17 protein-coding genes and 2 tRNA genes are annotated in these 19,711 nt (G+C 67.0%); 6 read left to right on the top strand and 13 right to left on the bottom strand.

The features are described 5' to 3' along the window. Nucleotides 1-3: 3 nt before the first annotated feature. The 3 genes from KXD98_RS09120 to KXD98_RS09110 are packed head-to-tail and all read right to left on the bottom strand — an operon-like array spanning nucleotide 4 to nucleotide 3,257. Nucleotides 4-1,107, bottom strand: a complete 1,104-nt coding sequence (locus KXD98_RS09120) for a D-alanine--D-alanine ligase family protein (RefSeq protein WP_260763476.1) — start codon at nucleotides 1,105-1,107, stop codon at nucleotides 4-6. 59 nt (nucleotides 1,108-1,166) lie between these two features. Continuing rightward, nucleotides 1,167-2,276, bottom strand: coding sequence for a cystathionine gamma-lyase (locus tag KXD98_RS09115; protein ID WP_260763473.1), 1,110 nt, complete (start codon nucleotides 2,274-2,276; stop codon nucleotides 1,167-1,169). Nucleotides 2,277-2,279: 3 nt separating this feature from the next. Beyond that, nucleotides 2,280-3,257, bottom strand: a complete 978-nt coding sequence (locus tag KXD98_RS09110) for an NAD(P)H-dependent glycerol-3-phosphate dehydrogenase (protein WP_260765088.1) — start codon at nucleotides 3,255-3,257, stop codon at nucleotides 2,280-2,282. 53 nt (nucleotides 3,258-3,310) lie between these two features. On the opposite strand from KXD98_RS09110, the gene cofC reads away from it, so the two are divergent. The 3 genes from cofC to KXD98_RS09095 all read left to right on the top strand — a co-directional run bounded on the left by cofC (nucleotide 3,311) and on the right by KXD98_RS09095 (nucleotide 7,213). Further along, on the top strand, nucleotides 3,311-3,994 hold the full coding sequence (cofC, locus tag KXD98_RS09105; protein WP_396882765.1) for a 2-phospho-L-lactate guanylyltransferase: 684 nt from the start codon (nucleotides 3,311-3,313) through the stop codon (nucleotides 3,992-3,994). A 64-nt stretch (nucleotides 3,995-4,058) separates the two neighbouring features. Beyond that, the gene (locus KXD98_RS09100; RefSeq protein ID WP_260763469.1) at nucleotides 4,059-6,227 is read left to right on the top strand and encodes an RNA degradosome polyphosphate kinase; all 2,169 of its coding nucleotides are present in this window, start codon (nucleotides 4,059-4,061) and stop codon (nucleotides 6,225-6,227) included. Between the two features lie 68 nt (nucleotides 6,228-6,295). Next, nucleotides 6,296-7,213: an NUDIX hydrolase gene (locus KXD98_RS09095; protein WP_260763467.1), complete on the top strand. Its 918-nt coding sequence runs from the start codon at nucleotides 6,296-6,298 to the stop codon at nucleotides 7,211-7,213. Between the two features lie 111 nt (nucleotides 7,214-7,324). On the opposite strand, the gene KXD98_RS09090 is transcribed toward KXD98_RS09095, so the two are convergent. The 3 genes from KXD98_RS09090 to leuC all read right to left on the bottom strand — a co-directional run bounded on the left by KXD98_RS09090 (nucleotide 7,325) and on the right by leuC (nucleotide 10,245). Then, the gene (locus KXD98_RS09090) at nucleotides 7,325-7,975 is read right to left on the bottom strand and encodes an HU family DNA-binding protein (RefSeq protein ID WP_260763465.1); all 651 of its coding nucleotides are present in this window, start codon (nucleotides 7,973-7,975) and stop codon (nucleotides 7,325-7,327) included. 213 nt (nucleotides 7,976-8,188) lie between these two features. Further along, the gene (leuD, locus tag KXD98_RS09085; protein WP_260763463.1) at nucleotides 8,189-8,782 is read right to left on the bottom strand and encodes a 3-isopropylmalate dehydratase small subunit; all 594 of its coding nucleotides are present in this window, start codon (nucleotides 8,780-8,782) and stop codon (nucleotides 8,189-8,191) included. Next, complete coding sequence (gene leuC, locus KXD98_RS09080) at nucleotides 8,782-10,245, bottom strand: 3-isopropylmalate dehydratase large subunit (RefSeq protein WP_260763461.1); 1,464 nt, start codon at nucleotides 10,243-10,245, stop codon at nucleotides 8,782-8,784. The genes leuD and leuC overlap by 1 nt, the downstream gene beginning before the upstream one ends. 38 nt (nucleotides 10,246-10,283) lie before the next feature. Between leuC and KXD98_RS09075 the strand changes: the two genes are divergently transcribed. Next, the gene (locus KXD98_RS09075; RefSeq protein ID WP_260763460.1) at nucleotides 10,284-10,985 is read left to right on the top strand and encodes an IclR family transcriptional regulator; all 702 of its coding nucleotides are present in this window, start codon (nucleotides 10,284-10,286) and stop codon (nucleotides 10,983-10,985) included. A 76-nt stretch (nucleotides 10,986-11,061) separates the two neighbouring features. Here KXD98_RS09075 and KXD98_RS09070 read toward each other — a convergent pair. From KXD98_RS09070 to KXD98_RS09055, 4 genes are all read right to left on the bottom strand, one after another. Then, nucleotides 11,062-11,134: transfer RNA gene (locus tag KXD98_RS09070), tRNA-Glu, on the bottom strand. A gap of 64 nt (nucleotides 11,135-11,198) precedes the next feature. Beyond that, nucleotides 11,199-11,270 (bottom strand) — tRNA-Gln (locus KXD98_RS09065). Between the two features lie 117 nt (nucleotides 11,271-11,387). After that, nucleotides 11,388-12,863, bottom strand: coding sequence for a glutamate--tRNA ligase (gene gltX / locus KXD98_RS09060; protein WP_260763458.1), 1,476 nt, complete (start codon nucleotides 12,861-12,863; stop codon nucleotides 11,388-11,390). Further along, nucleotides 12,860-13,648, bottom strand: coding sequence for a fumarylacetoacetate hydrolase family protein (locus KXD98_RS09055; RefSeq protein WP_260763456.1), 789 nt, complete (start codon nucleotides 13,646-13,648; stop codon nucleotides 12,860-12,862). The genes gltX and KXD98_RS09055 overlap by 4 nt, the downstream gene beginning before the upstream one ends. A 117-nt stretch (nucleotides 13,649-13,765) precedes the next feature. Between KXD98_RS09055 and KXD98_RS09050 the strand changes: the two genes are divergently transcribed. Further along, nucleotides 13,766-14,968: an MFS transporter gene (locus KXD98_RS09050; protein WP_260763455.1), complete on the top strand. Its 1,203-nt coding sequence runs from the start codon at nucleotides 13,766-13,768 to the stop codon at nucleotides 14,966-14,968. A gap of 10 nt (nucleotides 14,969-14,978) precedes the next feature. On the opposite strand, the gene KXD98_RS09045 is transcribed toward KXD98_RS09050, so the two are convergent. From KXD98_RS09045 to serA, 3 genes are all read right to left on the bottom strand, one after another. Then, nucleotides 14,979-15,500 (bottom strand): YrhK family protein, encoded by a 522-nt coding sequence (locus KXD98_RS09045; protein ID WP_260765087.1) that lies wholly within the window; start codon nucleotides 15,498-15,500, stop codon nucleotides 14,979-14,981. Between the two features lie 77 nt (nucleotides 15,501-15,577). Further along, a complete protein-coding gene (locus tag KXD98_RS09040; protein WP_260765086.1) occupies nucleotides 15,578-16,588 on the bottom strand; it encodes a 3-isopropylmalate dehydrogenase in 1,011 nt (336 codons plus the stop codon). An 8-nt stretch (nucleotides 16,589-16,596) separates the two neighbouring features. Further along, complete coding sequence (gene serA, locus KXD98_RS09035; protein WP_260763452.1) at nucleotides 16,597-18,183, bottom strand: phosphoglycerate dehydrogenase; 1,587 nt, start codon at nucleotides 18,181-18,183, stop codon at nucleotides 16,597-16,599. Nucleotides 18,184-18,271: 88 nt separating this feature from the next. Between serA and KXD98_RS09030 the strand changes: the two genes are divergently transcribed. Continuing rightward, nucleotides 18,272-19,708, top strand: coding sequence for an NAD(P)/FAD-dependent oxidoreductase (locus KXD98_RS09030; RefSeq protein ID WP_260765085.1), 1,437 nt, complete (start codon nucleotides 18,272-18,274; stop codon nucleotides 19,706-19,708). The last annotated feature ends 3 nt before the right edge of the window (nucleotides 19,709-19,711 follow it).

Here is a 19,711-nt window from a genome sequence, read left to right as displayed (position 1 = left end):
TGCTCACCGCAGGCCGGTACCGCGGGCGAGAGCAGTGTCGACCATGGTGGCCAGCAGGGTCGGGTAGTCCACCCCACTGGCCGCCCACATCTGCGGATACATCGAGATCGTGGTGAACCCGGGCATGGTGTTGATCTCGTTGATGACCGGCCCGCCCGGGGTCAGGAAGAAGTCGACGCGGGCCAGCCCCTGACCGTCGATGGCCGAGAACGCTCGCACGGACAGCGCGCGGATCTGCTCGGCGACGCTGTCGTCGACCTTGGCCGGGACATCGAGCTCGGCGGCGTCGGCCAGATACTTGGTCTCGAAGTCATAGAACCCGTCCTCGCGGCCACGGACACCGGCCACCCGGATCTCGCCGACAGTGCTGGCCTCGACCCGTCCGTCGGGGAACTCCAGCACACCACACTCGAGTTCGCGACCGGCAACGGCGGCTTCGACGATGACCTTCGGGTCATGGCGTCGGGCCAGCTCGACCGCGGGGATCAGCTCATCCCAGGACGTGACCCGGCTGACACCGATCGACGAACCACCGCGGGCCGGTTTGACGAACACCGGAAGCCCCAGCCGCTCGCGTTCTTCGAACGACACGTTGCCTCGTCCGGGCCGCAGTACGACGTGCTCCCCGACCGGCAAGCCGTCGGCGGCCAGCAGTTTCTTGGTGAACTCTTTGTCCATGCCCACCGCGCTGGCCAGCACCCCTGCCCCCACATAAGGCACCCCGGCCAGCTCAAGCAGCCCCTGGATGGTGCCGTCCTCACCGTAGGGACCGTGCAGAACCGGGAAGACCACGTCGACAGCGGCCAGCAGGGCACCGGCCCTGTCGCCCAGCGACACCAGCTGCCCTTGCCGCTGCGGGTCGGCGGCCAACGTCAGCTCCGTGCCCGAGGACGCGGCGACCGCAGGCAGCTTTCCGTCGGTGATGGCCAAGGTCTCGGGTCGGCCGTCGGTCAGCACCCAGGCCCCCTCCGCGGTGATACCCACCGCGGTCACCTCGAAGCGCTGCGGATCGAGGTTGCGCAGGATGCTACCGGCCGAGACACACGAGATCGCGTGCTCAGAACTGCGTCCTCCGTAGACCACGGCGACGCGGGTGCGGGCAGTCACAACCGCAGAGGCTACCGTCCGGCGCGAACTGTGCGGTCACGCAGCGGGGCCGATACGGGTCAAACCCGCGGCAACGCCTGCTCGATATCGGCCAGCAGGTCATCGGTGTCTTCGATGCCCAGCGAGATTCGGGCAAATCCGGCCGGCACCGCGTCGCCCCATCTGGCGCGGCGGTCGACCGAGCTGTGAATGCCGCCGAAACTCGTCGACCCGACCAGCAGTTCGCTGCGGTCGACGAGTTCGTGCACGCAGTGGGCATCGGCCAGTTCGATCGCCACGATCCCGCCGAAGCGTCGCATCTGGATCGACGCCACCGGGTGCGACGGATCTTCGGGCAACCCCGGGTAGCGCACCGACCGCACCGCCGGATGTGTGCGCAACATCACCGCGACCGCTGCGGCGTTCTGGCACTGCCGATCGAAACGCAGGCCGAGCGTCCCGAGGCTGCGCAGCAACAGCCACGCCTCGAAGGCGCCGAGCACGGGCCCGGCGTGCAGCCGCTCGGTCCGCAACCGTTCCATCAGTTCCGGATGGTTGCCCGCCGCGTATCCGGCCAACAGGTCGTGGTGGCCGGCCAGTCCCTTGGTGGCACTGGCCACCACCAGGTCGGCACCCAGCGACAACGGTTGCTGCCCCAGTGGTGTTGCGGTGGTGTTGTCGACGATCAATGTGGTCCCACGGGACCGGCAGATCAGCCCCAGCCGGTGCAGATCCACCACATCCAGAGCGGGGTTCGACGGCGTCTCGGCCAGCACCACATCGGCGCCGGCGGCCGCGTCGCACATCTGGGCACAAGGCGCTTCGACGACGGTCACCCCGCGCGGGGCGAAGAACTCCCGGGCGTAGGCGCGGACCTGGTAGTAGCCGTCGGCAGGCACGACCACCGTGTGACCGGGCTCGACGAGCACCCGCAGCGCCGCTGTCAGGGCAGCCATTCCCGAACCGAAAGCGACTGCTTCAGAAGCACTTTCGAGCTGCGCAAGCGCTGCCTCGAGTTGCCGCCAAGACGGATTGGAGCGGCGCCCGTAGGTGTCGAGTGAATCGTCCTCGGCGGACCCGAGATGATAAGCCGCGGCCGGGACCGGATAGGGCGCCACCGGCGAACCCGGAAACGCGTCGTTGTCGGTGGCTTTGACGCTGCGGGTGGAGTCACCGTGGTAACCGGGCACGGTTCACTCCGGTTTGGTGGTGCGCCCCAGCAGCAGCGCAACAGCCTCGTCGACCGAGAGCCCCTTGTGGCAGACCCGGTGCACCGCCTCGGTCAGCGGCATTTCGACGTCGTAGCTCGACGCCAAAGCCAACACCGACACGCAGGACGTGACGCCTTCGGCGACATGTCCCCCGGTAGCCTCCAGCGCTGCCTGCATGGTGCCCCCACTGCCCAGCCGCTGACCGAACGAGCGGTTGCGCGAGTGCGGCGACATGCAGGTGGCGACCAGATCACCGATGCCGGCCAGTCCGGCCAACGTGGCGGGCTTGGCCCCCAGCGCGATGCCCAACCGCATGATCTCGGCAAGGCCGCGGGTGATGATCGCCGCGGCGGTGTTCTCCCCCAGACCGACACCGGCGGCCATCCCGCAGGCCAGTGCGATGACGTTCTTGCACGCGCCGCCGATCTCTGCGCCGATGACGTCGGCATTGGTGTAGGGCCGGAGGTAGTTGGTGGACAGCGCGCGTTGCAGCGCCACCGCACGCCCGGAGTCCGAGCAGGCCACCACGGTCGCTGCAGGCTGCTCCTCGGCGATCTCGCTGGCCAGGTTCGGTCCGCTGACCACCGCCACCCGGCCCGGGTCGGCCCCGGTCACGGCCACGATCACCTGACTCATTCGCATCAGGGTGTCGAGCTCGATGCCCTTGGCCAGGCTGACCAACGTCGCGTCGGCACCGATGAATTCCCGCCATTGACCGAGGTTGGGACGCAAAGTCTGTGAGGGCACCGCCAACAACACGGTGCATGCACCGGCAAGTGCCTCGGCGGGGTCGCTGGTGGCACGGATGCTCTCCGGCAGGGCGACATCGAGATAGTCCGCGTTGCGGTGGCTGCGATTGATCTCCTCGGCCAGTTCGGGACGACGGACCCACAGCGTGACGTTGTTCCCGGCATCTGCCAACACTTTGGCCAAGGCGCTTCCCCACGCCCCGGCACCCATCACCGCCGCATCGACCACCGCTTCAGCGTAACGGCCCCGGCGCGGCTGGCAGGATGGCGACCGTGAGCGGCATCGACCCCACCACGGCCGTCCCAGTGCGGGCGCAGCACGCCGACGTCGGAGTGGTGATCGCGGTGAAGCGGCTCACGGCGGCCAAGACGCGGCTCTCGTCGATGTTCTCGGCTGCGGGACGCGAGGATGTGGTGCTCGCCATGCTGATCGACACCATCTCGGCGGCCGTGTCCGCGCCGGCGGTGCATTCAGTCGTCGTGGTCACCCCTGACCGCGTCGCCGCCGAAGCAGCCGCCCGGTCCGGGGCTCGGGTGTTGAGCGACCCGACACCCGACGGGCACGCCGACCCGCTCAACAACGCCTTGATCGCCGCTGCCGAAGCAGCGGCCAGAGACAGCCCCAACATCGTTGTCCTCCAAGGGGATCTGCCGGCACTGCAAGCTTTCGAGCTGACCGAGGCGATCGCGCAGGGCCGAGAGCACGGTCGCAGTTTCGTCGCCGACCGGCATGGCAGCGGGACGTCGGCGCTGTTGGCGTTCGCGGCGCCGCTGAATCCGCGGTTCGGCGTCGATTCGGCGCAGCGACATCGACGTTCGGGTGCGGTCGAGCTCAACGGGGATTGGCCCGGGCTGCGCTGCGACATCGACACCCCGGACGATCTGCGCGCCGCCCAAGACATCGGCATCGGCCCCGCCACAACCAAGGCCGTCGCCGCGCAACGGTGAACGTCTGGCGCACATCACTCGGTGCGCTGGCCCCACCCAGGGTTGATAGGGAATCATCGAAGCCATGACCGAAGCTCAAACCCGGCCGCAGAACTCGGAGGTGGCGCTGCCCCCGGTGGCCACCACCGATTCCACGCCCGAGGCGCCGCCGGCGGCTACCTCGCCCGCTGTCGAGGATGCACTGCCTGACGATCGCTACCTCAATCGGGAACTGAGCTGGTTGGACTTCAACTCCCGGGTGCTCGCACTGGCGGCCGATCAGTCGCTTCCACTGTTGGAGCGCGCGAAGTTCCTGGCGATCTTCGCCTCCAATCTCGACGAGTTCTACATGGTGCGCGTCGCCGGCCTGAAGCGTCGCGACGAGATGGGCCTGTCGGTCCGCTCGGCCGACGGTCTGTCACCGCGTGAGCAACTCAGGCAGATCAGTGAACGGACCCAGCAGATCGCCAGTCGGCACGCACACGTATTTCTCGACTCGGTGCGCCCCGCCCTGGCCGCCGAGGGCATCGTCATCGTCAACTGGGCGCAGCTCGACGACGGTGAACGGGCCCAACTGTCGACCTACTTCCACGAGCAGGTCTTCCCGGTGCTGACCCCGTTGGCGGTCGATCCCGCGCACCCGTTCCCATTTGTCAGCGGTCTGAGCCTGAACCTGGCCATCACCGTCAGGCACCCCGACGATGGCGGTCAACACTTCGCCCGTATCAAGGTGCCCGACAACGTCGACCGCTTCGTGGAGCTTCCCGGTCGCGACGGCAGCGCGCGCGAGGTGCGCTTCCTGCCGATGGAGGAACTGATCGCGGCGTTCCTGCCGGTGCTGTTCCCGGGGCTGGAGATCGTCGAGCATCATGCCTTCCGCATCACCCGCAACGCCGACTTCGAAGTCGAAGAGGACCGCGACGAAGACCTGCTGCAAGCCCTGGAGCGGGAGCTGGCGCGTCGACGGTTCGGGTCGCCGGTGCGCTTGGAGGTTTCCGACGACATGACCGAGAGCATGCTGGAGCTGCTCCTGCGCGAGCTCGACGTGGCTCCTGGCGATGTCGTCGAAGTGCCTGGGTTGCTGGATCTCTCGTCGTTGTGGCAGGTCTACGGGGTGGACCGACCGGCGTTGAAGGACCCGCCGTTCGTGCCGGCCACACCGCCGGCCTTCGGTGAGCGCGAAACTCCGAAGAGCATTTTCGCCGCTCTGCGTGACGGTGATGTCCTCGTCCACCACCCCTACGACTCGTTCTCCACCACGGTGCAGCGATTCATCGAGCAAGCCGCCGCCGACCCGAACGTGTTGGCGATCAAGCAGACGCTGTATCGCACCTCCGGTGACTCACCGATCGTCAACGCGTTGATCGATGCGGCCGAGGCCGGTAAGCAGGTCGTCGCTCTGGTGGAGATCAAGGCCAGGTTCGACGAGCAGGCCAACATCAAATGGGCGCGGGCACTGGAGCAGGCAGGCGTGCATGTGGTCTACGGCTTGATCGGCCTGAAGACACACTGCAAAACGTGTCTGGTGGTGCGACGTGAGGGCTCGATGATCCGGCGCTACTGCCACGTCGGCACCGGAAACTACAACCCGAAGACCGCGCGCCTTTACGAGGACATCGGGCTGCTGACCGCCGCACCGGATATCGGTGCCGACCTGACCGACCTGTTCAACTCGCTGACCGGCTACTCGCGCAAGGATTCCTACCGCAACCTACTGGTCGCGCCGAACGGGGTGCGCAGAGGCATCATCGAGCGCATCGAACGTGAGATTGCGGCAACCCGCAACGGAGCCGACGGCCGGATTCGGCTGAAGGCCAATGCCTTGGTCGACGAGCAGGTCATCGATGCGCTGTACCGGGCATCGCAGGCAGGCGTGCGCGTGGAGGTCGTGGTGCGCGGGATCTGCGCGCTGCGTCCCGGCGCCGCCGACTATTCGGAGAACATTGCGGTCCGTTCCATCTTGGGACGGTTCCTCGAACATTCACGAGTCATCCACTTTCACGCCATCGATGAGTACTGGATCGGCAGCGCCGACATGATGCACCGCAATCTGGATCGGCGCGTGGAAGTCATGGCGCAGGTCAAGGATCCGCGACTGGCCGCGCAGTTGAACGACATCTTCGAATCGGCGATGGATCCCAGCACCCGATGCTGGGAACTGGGCGCCGACGGTCATTGGACGGCCTCGCCCCAGGAGGGCCGGACCGTGCAGGACCACCAGGTCTCGATGATGAAGCGTCACCGCCAGCCGTGATAGGCGCAGCCTCGGTGGGTAGTCGGCCAAGGACAGTGATGCGCAGTGCGCCGAAAGATGAGGAGTAGGTGTCCAAGAAGCCTGTCGCAACGAAGAACATCGTGCTGGCCGCGGGGGCGGTGCTCTGGCGTCCTCAGGACGCAACAGCCGAACCCGAAGTCGCGGTCATCCACCGCCCGCGCTACGACGACTGGTCGCTGCCCAAGGGCAAGGTCGACCCCGGTGAGACCGAACCGGTCACCGCGGTCCGGGAGATCGCCGAAGAAACCGGATTTCAGTCCCGGCTGGGTCGACGGCTTGCCTCGGTGAGCTATCCCGTTGACGACGGCGTCAAGAAGGTCCGGTATTGGTCGGCGCGCGCCGGCACCGGCGATTTCACCGTCAACGACGAAGTCGATGAGCTCAAATGGCTACCGGTGGGTCCGGCCATGGACCAACTGAGCTATCCACACGACCGCAAGGTACTGCGCCGGTTCGCCAAGCTGCCCGCCGACACCAAGACGGTGCTGGTGGTCCGGCACGCCACCGCCGGCAGCAAGTCCAAGTACCGCGGAGATGATCGAAACCGTCCGCTGGACAAGCATGGTCGCGCGCAGGCCGAATCGCTGGTCGGGCTGCTGCTCGCCTTCGGCGCACAGGAACTGTTCGCCGCCGACCGCACCCGGTGCCGGCAGACGCTGGCCCCGCTGGCCGAGGAACTGGGCGTCAGCATTCGCGATGAGCGCGCGCTCACCGAAGAGGCCTACTCGGACAAACCGAAGGCCGCTGCGCACCGGCTGCTTGAGATCGCCGATAGCGCCCGGACACCGGTGATATGCAGTCAGGGCGAGGTGATCCCGGATCTCGTCGCGTGGTGGTGCGAACGCGACGGTGTGCGACCCGACAAGTCGCGCAACCGTAAGGGCAGCACCTGGGTGCTTTCGCTGGTGGACGGTCGCCTGGTGGCCGCCGATCACCTCAGCAGTCCGCTGGCGCCGAAGAAGTGACACGCCAGGTCATCTCGCACGGACTCGCCGCCGGGCCTCGCTGACCCTTCCGGGGCCACACACCAACACGCCGCGGGTCGGTGACCCGCGGCGTGTGAGGTGGAACCGGAATTACTTGCGACCGCGCTTGGCCGGAGCCTTCTTGGCAGCCGTCTTCTTGGCCGGAGCCTTCTTGGCAGGCGCAGCCTTCTTGGCAGCCGTCTTCTTGGCCGGAGCCTTCTTGGCAGGCGCAGCCTTCTTGGCAGCCGTCTTCTTGGCCGGAGCCTTCTTGGCAGGCGCAGCCTTCTTGGCAGCCGTCTTCTTGGCCGGAGCCTTCTTGGCAGGCGCAGCCTTCTTGGCAGCCGTCTTCTTGGCCGGAGCCTTCTTGGCAGGCGCAGCCTTCTTGGCAGCCGTCTTCTTAGCCGGAGCCTTCTTGGCAGCCTTACGCGCAGTGCTGCCGGCGGTGACGCCACGCTTGACTGCGGGCCCTTCGGCCGGAAGCTTCTGCGCGCCGGACACCACGGCCTTGAACTGGGCGCCGGGCCGGAAGGCCGGAACCGACGTCGGCTTGACCTTCACCGTCTCACCGGTGCGCGGGTTGCGCGCGACACGGGCGGCACGACGACGCTGCTCGAAAACGCCGAAGCCGGTGATGGTCACGCTGTCGCCCTTGTGCACAGCGCGCACGATGGTGTCGACGACGTTCTCCACGGCGGCAGTTGCCTGCCGACGATCCGAGCCCAATTTCTCCGTGAGTACGTCGATGAGCTCTGCTTTATTCATGCAAAACCTCCGGATAACAGTGGCCCTCCTTGGACCGACTAGAGGACACGGTAAACCCAATGGCTGCTGATTTCCAAGAGCCACGCGCAATTTCAAAGCAAGCTAGCGAACTTTTTTCAATCCGCTTGCCGCGCAAACTCTCCTACCGGGGGCCATCAAAAGCAGATCGCGGGAGGGCGATTTCGGCGTTTCGCGCCGGTTCGAAGCGTCCGCTCAGGCTGGCTGGGTCTGGGGTTTCCAGGCTGGCCGACGTGTCTCGAAGTCCTCGATTTCGGACAGTTTCCGCAGCGTAAGGCCTATATCGTCGAGACCTTCCAGCAATCGCCAAGCGGTGTAGTCATCAATATTGAACGGCACCAGGATGGTTCCGGCGGCAATTGTCCGATCTTGAAGATTCACAGTGATTTCCGCACCGGGATGCTGCTCGATGAACTTCCACAAGATTTCGACGTCGTCCTGGCCGACTTCGGCGGCCAGCAGCCCCGCCTTGCCGGCATTGCCCCGGAAAATATCGGCGAAACGCGACGAGATGACCACCCGGAATCCGAAGTCCATCAGCGCCCAGACCGCGTGCTCGCGCGACGACCCGGTGCCGAAGTCGGGTCCGGCCACCAAGACCGAGCCCTTGTCGAAGGGCGGCTGATTGAGCACGAACGACGGGTCGGAGCGCCATCCGGCGAACAATCCGTCCTCGAATCCCGTTCGAGTCACCCGTTTCAGGTACACCGCCGGGATGATCTGGTCGGTGTCGACATTCGACCGGCGCAGCGCGACGCCGATCCCGGTGTGCGTGCTGAAGGCATCCATCACAGTTCTCCTGTCTGCGGCGCGGCAGCCGCCGGTGTCAGATCGGCGGGCGAGGACAGCGTGCCCCGCACCGCGGTGGCGGCAGCCACCGCAGGTGAGACGAGGTGTGTCCGGCCGCCTTTGCCTTGCCGGCCCTCGAAATTGCGGTTGGATGTGGACGCGCACCGCTCGCCGGGGGCGAGTTGGTCGGGATTCATGCCCAGGCACATCGAACACCCGGCTTGGCGCCATTGGGCACCAGCGGCAAGGAATATCTCGTCGAGACCTTCGTCCTGAGCCTGAGCACGCACCCGCATCGAGCCGGGCACGATCAGCATCCGCACACCGTCGGCGACCTGGCGCCCACGCAGAACGTCGGCCACCACCCGCAGGTCCTCGATTCGCCCGTTGGTGCACGATCCCACGAAGACCGTATCGACGGCGATATCGCGCATGGGGGTGCCCGCACGAAGCCCCATGTATGCCAGTGCCTTTTCTGCAGCCTGTCGGTCTGCCTCGCCGGCCATCATCTCGGGATCAGGGACGGCCTCGGCCAACGGCACTCCCTGACCAGGATTGGTGCCCCATGTCACAAACGGGCTCAGGGTCGACGCATCGATGTAGACCTCGGCATCGAATTCGGCGCCCTCATCGGTGCGCAGCCGGCGCCATTCGTCGACCGCGGCCTGCCAATCCGAACCGGCCGGAGCATGCGGGCGGCCGCGCAGGAACTCGAAAGTGATGTCATCGGGCGCCACCATGCCGGCCCGGGCGCCGGCTTCGATGCTCATGTTGCAGATCGTCATCCGACCCTCCATCGACAGCGATTCGATGGCGCTGCCGCGGTATTCGATGACGTAGCCCTGACCGCCGCCGGTCCCGATCTTGGCAATGACGGCCAGGATGATGTCCTTGGCGCTGACACCGGGCGGTAGGACGCCGTCCACGTTGACCGCCATGGTCTTGAAAGGCCGCAGCGGAAGTGTCTGCGTGGCAAGCACATGCTCAACCTCGGAGGTCCCGATACCCATGGCCAGAGCGCCGAAGGCACCGTGGGTGGAGGTGTGACTGTCACCGCAGACCACCGTCATCCCCGGCTGGGTCAAACCCAACTGCGGCCCGATGATGTGAACGATGCCCTGTTCGACATCGCCCATCTGATGCAGCCGGATGCCGAACTCAGCGCAGTTGCGCCGAAGAGTCTCCACCTGTGTGCGCGAGACCGGGTCGGCGATCGGTTTGTCGATGTCGATGGTCGGGACGTTGTGGTCTTCGGTCGCGATGGTCAGATCCGGCCGCCGCACCTGCCGGCCGGCCAACCGAAGTCCGTCGAACGCTTGCGGGCTGGTGACCTCGTGCACGAGATGCAGGTCGATGTAGATCAGGTCCGGTTCGCGGGCGGCGCCCTCTCCGGCACCGGAAACGACCACGTGATCGCTCCAGACCTTCTCGGCGAGCGTGCGGGGGGTACCTGCAGTTAGCATCTTGACGATCTCACATTCTGGGAAGCTAATATCTCTCCATGGGACAGGATAGCGGCATCGGCGTGTTGGACAAAGCAATCGGGGTATTGCATGCGGTAGCCATGTCCCCGTGCACCCTTGCCGAGCTGTGCGAGCGGACCCAACTCCCGCGGGCCACCGCACATCGGCTGGCCGTCGGCCTGGAAGTTCACCGATTCCTCACCCGAGACGCCGACGGCCGGTGGCGGTTGGGCCCCGCGGTGTCGGAACTGGCTGCCCACGTGCGTGATCCGCTGCTGGCTGCCGGAGCGGTCGTTTTGCCCCGGCTACGTGAACTGACCGGGGAAAGCGTGCAGCTGTACCGCCGGGAGGGCACGTCGCGGGTCTGCGTGGCGGCATTGGAACCACCTGCCGGGCTGCGCGATACGGTGCCGGTGGGCGCTCGGCTGCCGATGACCGCAGGCTCGGGAGCCAAGGTGCTGCTGGCCTTCGCCGACACCGCCACTGCACAGGCCGTGCTTCCGGCGGCGCAGTTCACCGACCGGACGCTGGCCGAGGTCCGCAAGCGGGGATGGGCCCAGAGCGCCGCGGAGCGCGAGCCCGGGGTGGCCAGTGTCTCGGCTCCGGTGCGCGACGGCCGTGGCGCGGTGATCGCCGCGGTGTCGGTGTCGGGGCCGATCGATCGGATGGGACGGCGCCCCGGCGCACGATGGGCCGCTGACCTGGTCGCCGCCGCTGACGCGCTGACGCGCCGCCTGTGACCGGCGCCACCGCGCCGTAAGACAAACAGGCCCTGCACCCGTTGCGGGCCAGAGCCTGTGTTGTTCTTACGATGCGTACCCCCGATGGGATTCGAACCCACGCTACCGCCGTGAGAGGGCGGCGTCCTAGGCCGCTAGACGACGGGGGCCAGAACTGCACTTCGGTGGGTCAGCATAGCTGACGGAAGAATGCTGACCTAATCACCTCAGTCGCTGGGGTACCAGGACTCGAACCTAGAATGGCTGAACCAGAATCAGCTGTGTTGCCAATTACACCATACCCCAATAGGCACCTGTTACCGCTGGTCACAGAGCCTTTTTCGGACCATCACACCGCAGCGGGGCCGCGGTGGGACTTTTGACGGGCCGACGAGCAGACTACCAAAGGTTGGGGGGTGCTTTTCACGCCTCCCCTGCCACCGACGCCGCAGCGTAGTCGCGCCCGGCCAGTAGCCGTTCGATGCTGCGCTGCCGGCCCAGCAGCTCCATGGACTCGAACAGCGGCGGGCTGACCGAGGACCCCGTCACCGCGACCCGGACCGGCCCGAACGCTTTGCGCGGTTTGAGTTCCAAACCGTCCACCACGGCAGTTTTCAGAGCGTCTTCGAGATGCGCGGCATCCCAGTGCTCGAGCGGCTCGACCGCAGCGAGCGCGGCGGTCAGTACCGGCACTGCCGCACCGCGCAGCTCCTTGCCGGCCGCCTTCTCGTCGAGTCCGAACTCGCCGTCATCGAGGAACTTGAGCAGTTCCCACGCATCGCCGAGGACGACGATGCGCGTCTGCACCAGGCGACAGGCCTCGGCGAAACCCGCGTCGTCGAGTCCGGTGCGGTGGCCGTGGGCGGCGAAGTAGCCGGCCAGCCGACGACAGAACTCGTCTTCGCTCAACAAGCGGATGTGCTCGGCATTGAGCGCGTCGGCCTTCTTCTGGTCGAACCGGGCCGGATTCGAGTTGACGTCGGCGACATCGAAGGCTGCCACCATCTCCTCCAGGCTGAAGATGTCACGATCATCGGCGATGGACCAGCCCAGCAGCGCAAGGTAGTTCAGTAGCCCCTCGGGAATGAAGCCCCGGTCGCGGTGCAGGAACAGGTTCGACTGCGGGTCTCGTTTGGAGAGCTTCTTGTTCCCCTCGCCCAGTACTGACGGCAGATGCGCGAACTGTGGTGTCGTCTCGGTGACGCCGATCCTGGTCAACGCTGCGTACAGGGCCAACTGCCGTGGCGTGGAAGGCAACAGATCCTCGCCCCGCAGCACATGTGTGATCTTCATCATGGCGTCGTCGACGGGATTGACGAGGGTGTAGAGCGGTTCGCCGGTGCTCCGGGTCAGTGCGAAATCGGGTATCGAACCGGCCGGGAACGTGGTCGGGCCGCGGACCAGATCGTTCCACGTCAGATCGGTGTCCGGCATCCGCAGCCGCACCACCGGCGCTCGGCCTTGCGCACGGAACTCGGCGCGCTGCTCGTCGGTGAGGTCGCGGTCGTAATTGTCGTAGCCCAGCTTGGGGTTTCGCCCGGCGGCGACATGGCGGGCTTCCACCTCGTCGGCGGTGGAGAACGCCTCGTAGGCCTCGCCGGAGGCCAGCAGGCGCGCGATCACATCGGTGTAGATCTCCCGGCGCTGCGACTGCCGGTAGGGGCCGTAGGGTCCGCCGACCTCCGGACCCTCGTCCCAGTCCATGCCCAGCCAGCGCAACGCGTCGAGCAGAGCCAGGTAACTGTCCTGGCTGTCGCGCTGGGCGTCGGTGTCCTCGATGCGGAACACGAACACCCCGCCGGTGTGGCGCGCGTAGGCCCAGTTGAACAGCGCGGTCCGGATCAACCCGACGTGCGGGATCCCGGTCGGAGAGGGACAGAATCTCACCCGGACAGTCACTGTTTTCCCTTCCGCACAACGGGATTGGTCAGGGTGCCGATACCCTCGACGGTGATGCTGACCTGATCGCCGTGTTCGAGCGGACCGACCCCTTCCGGGGTGCCGGTCAGGATCAGGTCTCCGGGCAGCAGGGTCATGACCGCAGACACCCACTCGACGATCGCACCGACGTCGTGGATCATCAACGCAGTCCGACTGCGCTGCTTGATCTCGCCGTTGACCTCGGTTCGGATCTCCAGATCACCCGGGTCGACGTCGGTGTCGATCCACGGCCCGACCGGACAGAACGTGTCGTGGCCCTTGGCCCGCATCCACTGCCCGTCCTTTTGCTGCTGATCGCGCGCCGACACATCGTTGGCAATCGTGTAGCCCAGGATGTTCTCGGCCGCGCGCGAAGCCGGTACGTCCTTGCAGGGGCGGCCGATGACGATGGCGAGCTCACCTTCGAAATGCACCGGGTGGGCATCGGCGGGAAGCTGGATCGCGGTATTGGGCCCGATGATCGCAGTGTTGGGCTTGAGGAAGATGATGGGGTCCTCGAAGGTGCCGCCGCCCATCTCCTCGATGTGCGCGGCGTAGTTCTTGCCCATGCAGACGACCTTGCTGGCCAAGATCGGCGCGAGCAACCGGACATCGGCCAACGGCCACTGACGGCCGGTGAACGTCGGAGTGCCGAAAGGGTGTTCGGCGATCTCCCGGGCGATCGCCTCGGCGGCATCGTCGGGGGGACCTTCGATGGCGACAAAGGCGACACCGTCGGGGCTGGCTATTCGGCCGAGACGCATGGGTTCAGCGTAATGCCCGCCCCGGGGCGGACCGCCGCAGTGGCCGGTTCCGCGCCAGCTTCTCGAATGCTGAGACAGATGTTCAGCATCTTGGGATTGCTGTGAAACCATGGCCGCATGGCCGTGGCGTCGATCAGCTCCTCACGGCGCTGGTCCATGCTGGTGGTGGCGCTGCTGGCGACGCTGTGCGCCAACGTCTTCATCAACGGTGTGGCGTTCCTCATTCCGACACTGCACGACCAGCGGGGACTTGATCTGGCGTCAGCGGGTCTGATGTCGTCTCTTCCCAGCCTCGGCATGGTCACAACGTTGATCGCCTGGGGCTATGTGGTGGACCGGGTGGGTGAACGCATCGTGCTGACCCTGGGCTCGGCCCTGACCGCCGCAGCCGGATTCGGCGCCGCCGCTGCGGAGTCGTTGGTTACCACCGGCGTTTTCCTGTTCCTCGGCGGGATGGCCGCCGCAAGCAGCAACACCGCCAGCGCGCGGCTGGTGGTCGGATGGTTCGACGCCGAGCGTCGTGGCCTGGTGATGGGAATCCGGCAGACGGCGCAGCCGATGGGCGTCGGCGTCGGCGCATTGGTCATCCCCCGTCTGGCCGAGTACTCCGGAGTCGCTGCTGCACTGTTGTTCCCGGCGGTGGTGTGCGCGGTCGCGGCAGTGATGTGCGTGCTGATGGTGATCGACCCGCCCCGGCCGCCCCGCGCCGAGGCCGACGCGCACGACCTGGCCAACCCTTACCGCGGGTCGTCGCTGCTGGTGCGGATTCACATCACCTCCGTACTGCTGGTCGTGCCCCAGGTGTTGATCTGGACGTTCACCCTGGTGTGGCTGATCGCCGATCGCGGATGGTCGCCGGGATCAGCAGGGGTGCTGGTGATGGCGGCTCAGTTCCTCGGCGCCGCCGGCAGAGTCACCGCCGGCCGGTGGTCGGACAGCGTGCTGCGGCGGTCTTCAGACGTGCTCGACGCCCGGCTGCGCCCGATCCGCGTCATCGCGCTCGCTGCAGCGCTGTCGATGGCGCTGCTGGCCGTCACCAACTGGTTCGACTCACCGCTGAGCGTGGTGGTGGTGGTGGTGGCCTCGGTGCTGACCGTGTCCGACAACGGCTTGGCCTTCACCGCGATCGCCGAGTTCGCCGGCCCGTTCTGGAGCGGGCGTGCACTGGGTACGCAGAACACCAGCCAACTTCTGACTCAGGGAATCGCTCCGCCGCTGTTCGGCGGACTGATCGGAATTGCCGGATTTTCAGTGACATTCGCGGTGTGCGCACTCTTCCCGCTACTGGCCGTTCCAGCCGTGCCCGTACGTCGGCGTTGACGCGGCCGACTCACCCCGTGCGCGTCGCGCGGGGCAGCGTCACCAGCGCGGCGACCAAAAAGCACAGCGCTCCCACGAAAGTACCCAGATTGGCCAACCGTTCGTCGGCGGTCACCCCGCTCTGCCGGATGAACGCCGCAGCCGCGGAGATACCGAACGCGATACAACCGATCAGGTTGAGCGCAGCGGCCACCCAGGCCCAGGACCGCAGGGCGAGCAGCCCGGCGGTGGCGGTCACTGCGGTCATCGCCAGCACACCGCTGACCAGGAACGCGACCGATCCGGCAGCGTCGGGCGTCCAGACAAAGCGCCTCTCCTCGGCCACCACATGCGCCCACACCGCCGCGCCGGTGCTCACGTTGAACAGCACGGTGCCGACGAATTGCACTGCCGCGCTGGCCCATTCCAGGGGAGCGACAACGCGGCGCGTCGACGCCAGCTGCATGGCTGCCGCCGACGTGAAGAACCACGACCCGACGAAACAGGCCACGTTGGCAGCTCCGGCACCTGCCCACGCGGGAAATCCCGGCATCGTTGCCACAGCGAACAGCGACGAGCCGACGGCGAACAGCCAGCACTGCCGCGACAGCGACGCCACCTGCAAAACGTCTACAGCTTGCTGAGGATGCGCTCGCCGATCTGCGTGGTGGACAGGGCCGCATCGCCGCGGGTGGCCAGGTGCTCGGCGACGGCACGGTCGACGCGGGCAGCCTTGTCGATCTCACCGAGGTGCGACAGCAGCAGCGACACCGACATGACTGCCGCGGTGGGGTCGGCGATCCCCTGCCCCGCGATGTCGGGGGCGCTGCCGTGGACCGGTTCGAACATCGACGGATTGGTCAGTGTGGCATCGATGTTGCCGCTGGCCGCCAGTCCGATGCCGCCGCAGACCGCGGCCGCCAGGTCGGTGATGATGTCGCCGAACAGATTGTCGGTGACGATCACGTCGAACCGTCCCGGGTCGGTGACCATGTGGATGGTTGCAGCGTCGACATGCTGATAGGCGACCTCGACCTCGGGATACTCGGTGGCGACGGCCTGCACGGTGCGCCACCACAGCGACCCGGCGTAGGCCAGCACGTTGTTCTTGTGCACCAGCGTCAGGTGCTTGCGGCGTTGCATGGCGCGACCGAACGCGTCCTGCACCACCCTGCGCACGCCGTAGGCGGTGTTGACGCTGACCTCGGTGGCGACTTCGTGCGGAGTGTCGATCCGGATGGCGCCACCGTTGCCGGTGTACGGCCCCTCGGTACCTTCTCGGACGACGACGAAGTCGATCTCGGGGTTACCGGCCAGCGGGCTGACCACTCCGGGGTAGAGCCGCCCGGGCCGCAGATTGATGTGGTGGTCGAGTTCGAATCGGATGCGCAGCAACAACCCCCGTTCCAACACCCCGCTGGGCACCGAGGGATCACCGATTGCACCGAGCAGGATCGCGTCGTGGCGCTTCAGTTCGTCAAGGACCGACTCCGGTAACACTTCACCGGTGCGGTGGTACTGCCGGGCCCCGAGTTCGTACTCGGTCTTGTCGACGTCGGGTAACACCGCATCGAGGACTTTGAGAGCCTCGCCGACGACCTCGGGCCCGATGCCGTCGCCGGCGATGACACCCAATCGCAGCTTCTGTGTCATGTCAGGTCGACCACTCTCAGCGTCGCCGCGCTCACGTCGCGGCCGATGGAGTCCAGCACGTCGCCGGGCACTTCCCGGTCGAGTCGGAGCATGATTGTCGCCCCGTCACCGTCGGCGTCCTGACTCAGTTGGGCGGCAAGGATATTGACGCCCGACCCGCCGAGCAGGGTGCCGATCTTGCCCAGCGCGCCGGGTTGGTCGTCGTAGTTGATGATCAGGTTGACGCCTTCGGCACGCAGGTCGAAGTTGCGGCTGTTGATCTGCACCACCTTCTCGACCAATTGCGGTCCCGACAGCGTGCCGGCGACGTTCACCGCCGCGCCGTCGGCACTGACCGCCCGCACATCGACCACGCTGCGGTGGTTCGGGCTTTCGGTGACGGTGGACAGCGACGCCTCGACGCCGCGCTCGGCCGCGATCGCCGGTGCGTTGACGAACGTCACAGGATTCTCGATCACCGCGGAGAACAGTCCCCGCAGCGCAGAGAGCTTGAGAATCTCGACATCCTCGGACGCCAGTTCGCCGCACACCCGGACCGACAACGACACCGGCGCCTCGCTGGAAAGCACACCGGCAAGCAGGCCCAGCTTGCGCACCAGGTCCAGCCATGGTGCCACCTCCTCGCCGACGACACCGCCACCGACGTTGACCGCATCGGGTACGAAATCACCGGCCAGTGCCAGCTTCACGCTGGCCGCCACGTCGGTGCCCGCGCGGTCCTGGGCCTCGGCGGTCGACGCTCCCAGATGCGGAGTCACGACCACCTGCGGCAACTCGAACAGCGGGCTGTCGGTGCACGGCTCGGTGGCGAACACGTCCAGACCCGCGCCGCGCACATGCCCGGCGACGATCGCATCGGCCAACGCCTGCTCGTCGATCAGCCCACCGCGCGCCGCATTGACGATGATCACACCCGGCTTGGTCTTGGCCAGCGCCTCCTTGCCGATCAGACCCGCGGTTTCCTTGGTCTTGGGCAGATGCACCGAGATGAAGTCGGCGCGCTCGAGCAACTCGTCGAGGGGGAGCAACTCGATGCCCAATTGCCCGGCCCGGGCATGGGAGACATACGGGTCGTACGCGGTCACGTGGGCGCCGAATGCGGCCAGCCGCTGGGCCACCAGCTGCCCGATGCGGCCCAAACCCACCACCCCGACGGTCTTGCCGAAAATCTCGGTACCCAAGAAGGACGACCGCTTCCACGTGTGCTCGCGCAGCGTGGCGTCGGCAGCGGGAATTTGGCGCGCCGCGGCCAGCAGCAACGCCAAGGCGTGCTCGGCGGCGCTGTGGATGTTCGACGTCGGCGCGTTGACGACCAGCACCCCACGCGCGGTCGCGGCGTCGACGTCGACGTTGTCCAGGCCGACGCCGGCGCGGGCGACGATCTTGAGTTTGGGCGCCGCGGCCAGAACCTCGGCGTCGACGGTCGTCGCAGAGCGCACCAGGAGCGCATCGGCGTCGGCCACCGCGGTCAACAGTTTTTCCCGGTCGGGGCCGTCGACCCAGCGGACTTCGACCTGGTCCCCCAGCGCTTCCACCGTGGATTGGGCCAATTTGTCGGCGATCAGTACAACAGGCAGACTCACCCGCCCAGCCTAAAGGGCGGTAGTTTCGACGGTGAGGGCAGGAGCGGGCAGTACCGTCGAGCGACGCGAGGGCAGGGGCTACACACGCATGGATGTCGACGTCACCGTCGTCGGAAGCGGCCCCAACGGGCTGTCAGCGGCCGTGGTTTGCGCACGGGCAGGTCTGTCGGTGCGTGTCGTCGAGGCCCAGCCCACGATCGGCGGTGGCGCGCGCACCCTGCCCGATCCGGAGTTCCCCGACGTGGCCCACGACGTCTGTTCAGCAGTCCATCCGCTGGGGTTGGCCTCGCCGTTCTTCGCCGCATTCGATCTTCAGGCCCGCGGGGTGACCCTAGACGTGCCCGAGATCTCCTATGCCAATCCGCTGCCCGGTCGATCGGCCGCGATCGCCTACCGCGACATCGACCGCACCTGCGCCGAACTCGACAACGGCGCCTCGTGGCGCCGCCTGCTCGGCTCGCTGACCGACCACAGCGACGGCGTCGTCGGTTTGATTCTCGGCGATAAGCGCTCGATACCTCCCAGCATCACCGCGGCGCTGCACTTCGCGCCGCGGTTGTTGCTCCAGGGCAGCCCAGCGTGGAACACCCTGGCCGGCCAGGACGCTCGCGCGCTGTTCAGTGGCGTAGCCGCACATGCGATTTCGCAGATGCCCTCGCTGGTGACGGCCGGCGCGGGGCTGATGCTGGCTTCGTTGGCACACGCCACCGGATGGCCGATACCGGCGGGGGGTTCACAATCGATCCCCGACGCGTTGGCGGCCGACCTGCGAGCCCACGGCGGTGAGCTGGTGGTCGGTGAGGAGGTGAGCCGGCCGCCGGACGGGGTGGTGCTCTACGACACCGCGCCCACCGCACTGTTGCGGATCTACGGTGATGCGGTCCCGGCCGGCTACGCCAAGGTGCTGCGTCGCTATCGCTACGGGCCCGGGGTAGCCAAGGTCGACTTCGTCCTCTCCGGCGACATCCCGTGGCGGGACCCCCGACTGGCGCAGGCGCCGACACTTCACCTCGGCGGTGACCGGGCCACCATGGCGCAGGCCGAGAGCGAGATCGCCGCGGGACGTCACGCCGACTGGCCGATGACCCTAGCCGCGCTGCCACACCTGACCGATCCGGGACGCATCGACGGCCGGGGACGCCGGCCGCTGTGGACCTACGCCCACGTACCGTCCGGATCCACCGTCGACATGGCCGAGACCGTCACCGGGGTGTTCGAGCGGTTCGCGCCCGGCTTCCGCGACCTGGTGGTGGGGGTGCGCAGCGTGACTGCTGCACGCATGTCCGATCACAACGCCAACCTCGTCGGCGGCGACATCGGGGTGGGCGGGGCGAACATGTTCAGCGCCGTCACCGGGCCCGCGTTGCGCTGGAATCCGTGGTCGACTCCGATCGACAAGGCCTATCTGTGCTCGTCGGCGGTCCCGCCCGGCAGCGGGGTGCACGGCATGGCAGGGTATTTCGCGGCACGCACGGTGTTGCGCCGCGAGTTCGGCATCACCCGGGCCCCCCCGCTGGCACCCTGACGG

It is taken from the genome of Mycobacterium sp. SMC-4, from assembly GCF_025263265.1.
In the GTDB taxonomy this organism is placed as follows: Bacteria; Actinomycetota; Actinomycetes; order Mycobacteriales; family Mycobacteriaceae; genus Mycobacterium.
Note: the sequence above shows the minus strand (reverse complement) of the source record. Positions and strands in the feature narration are given on the sequence as shown.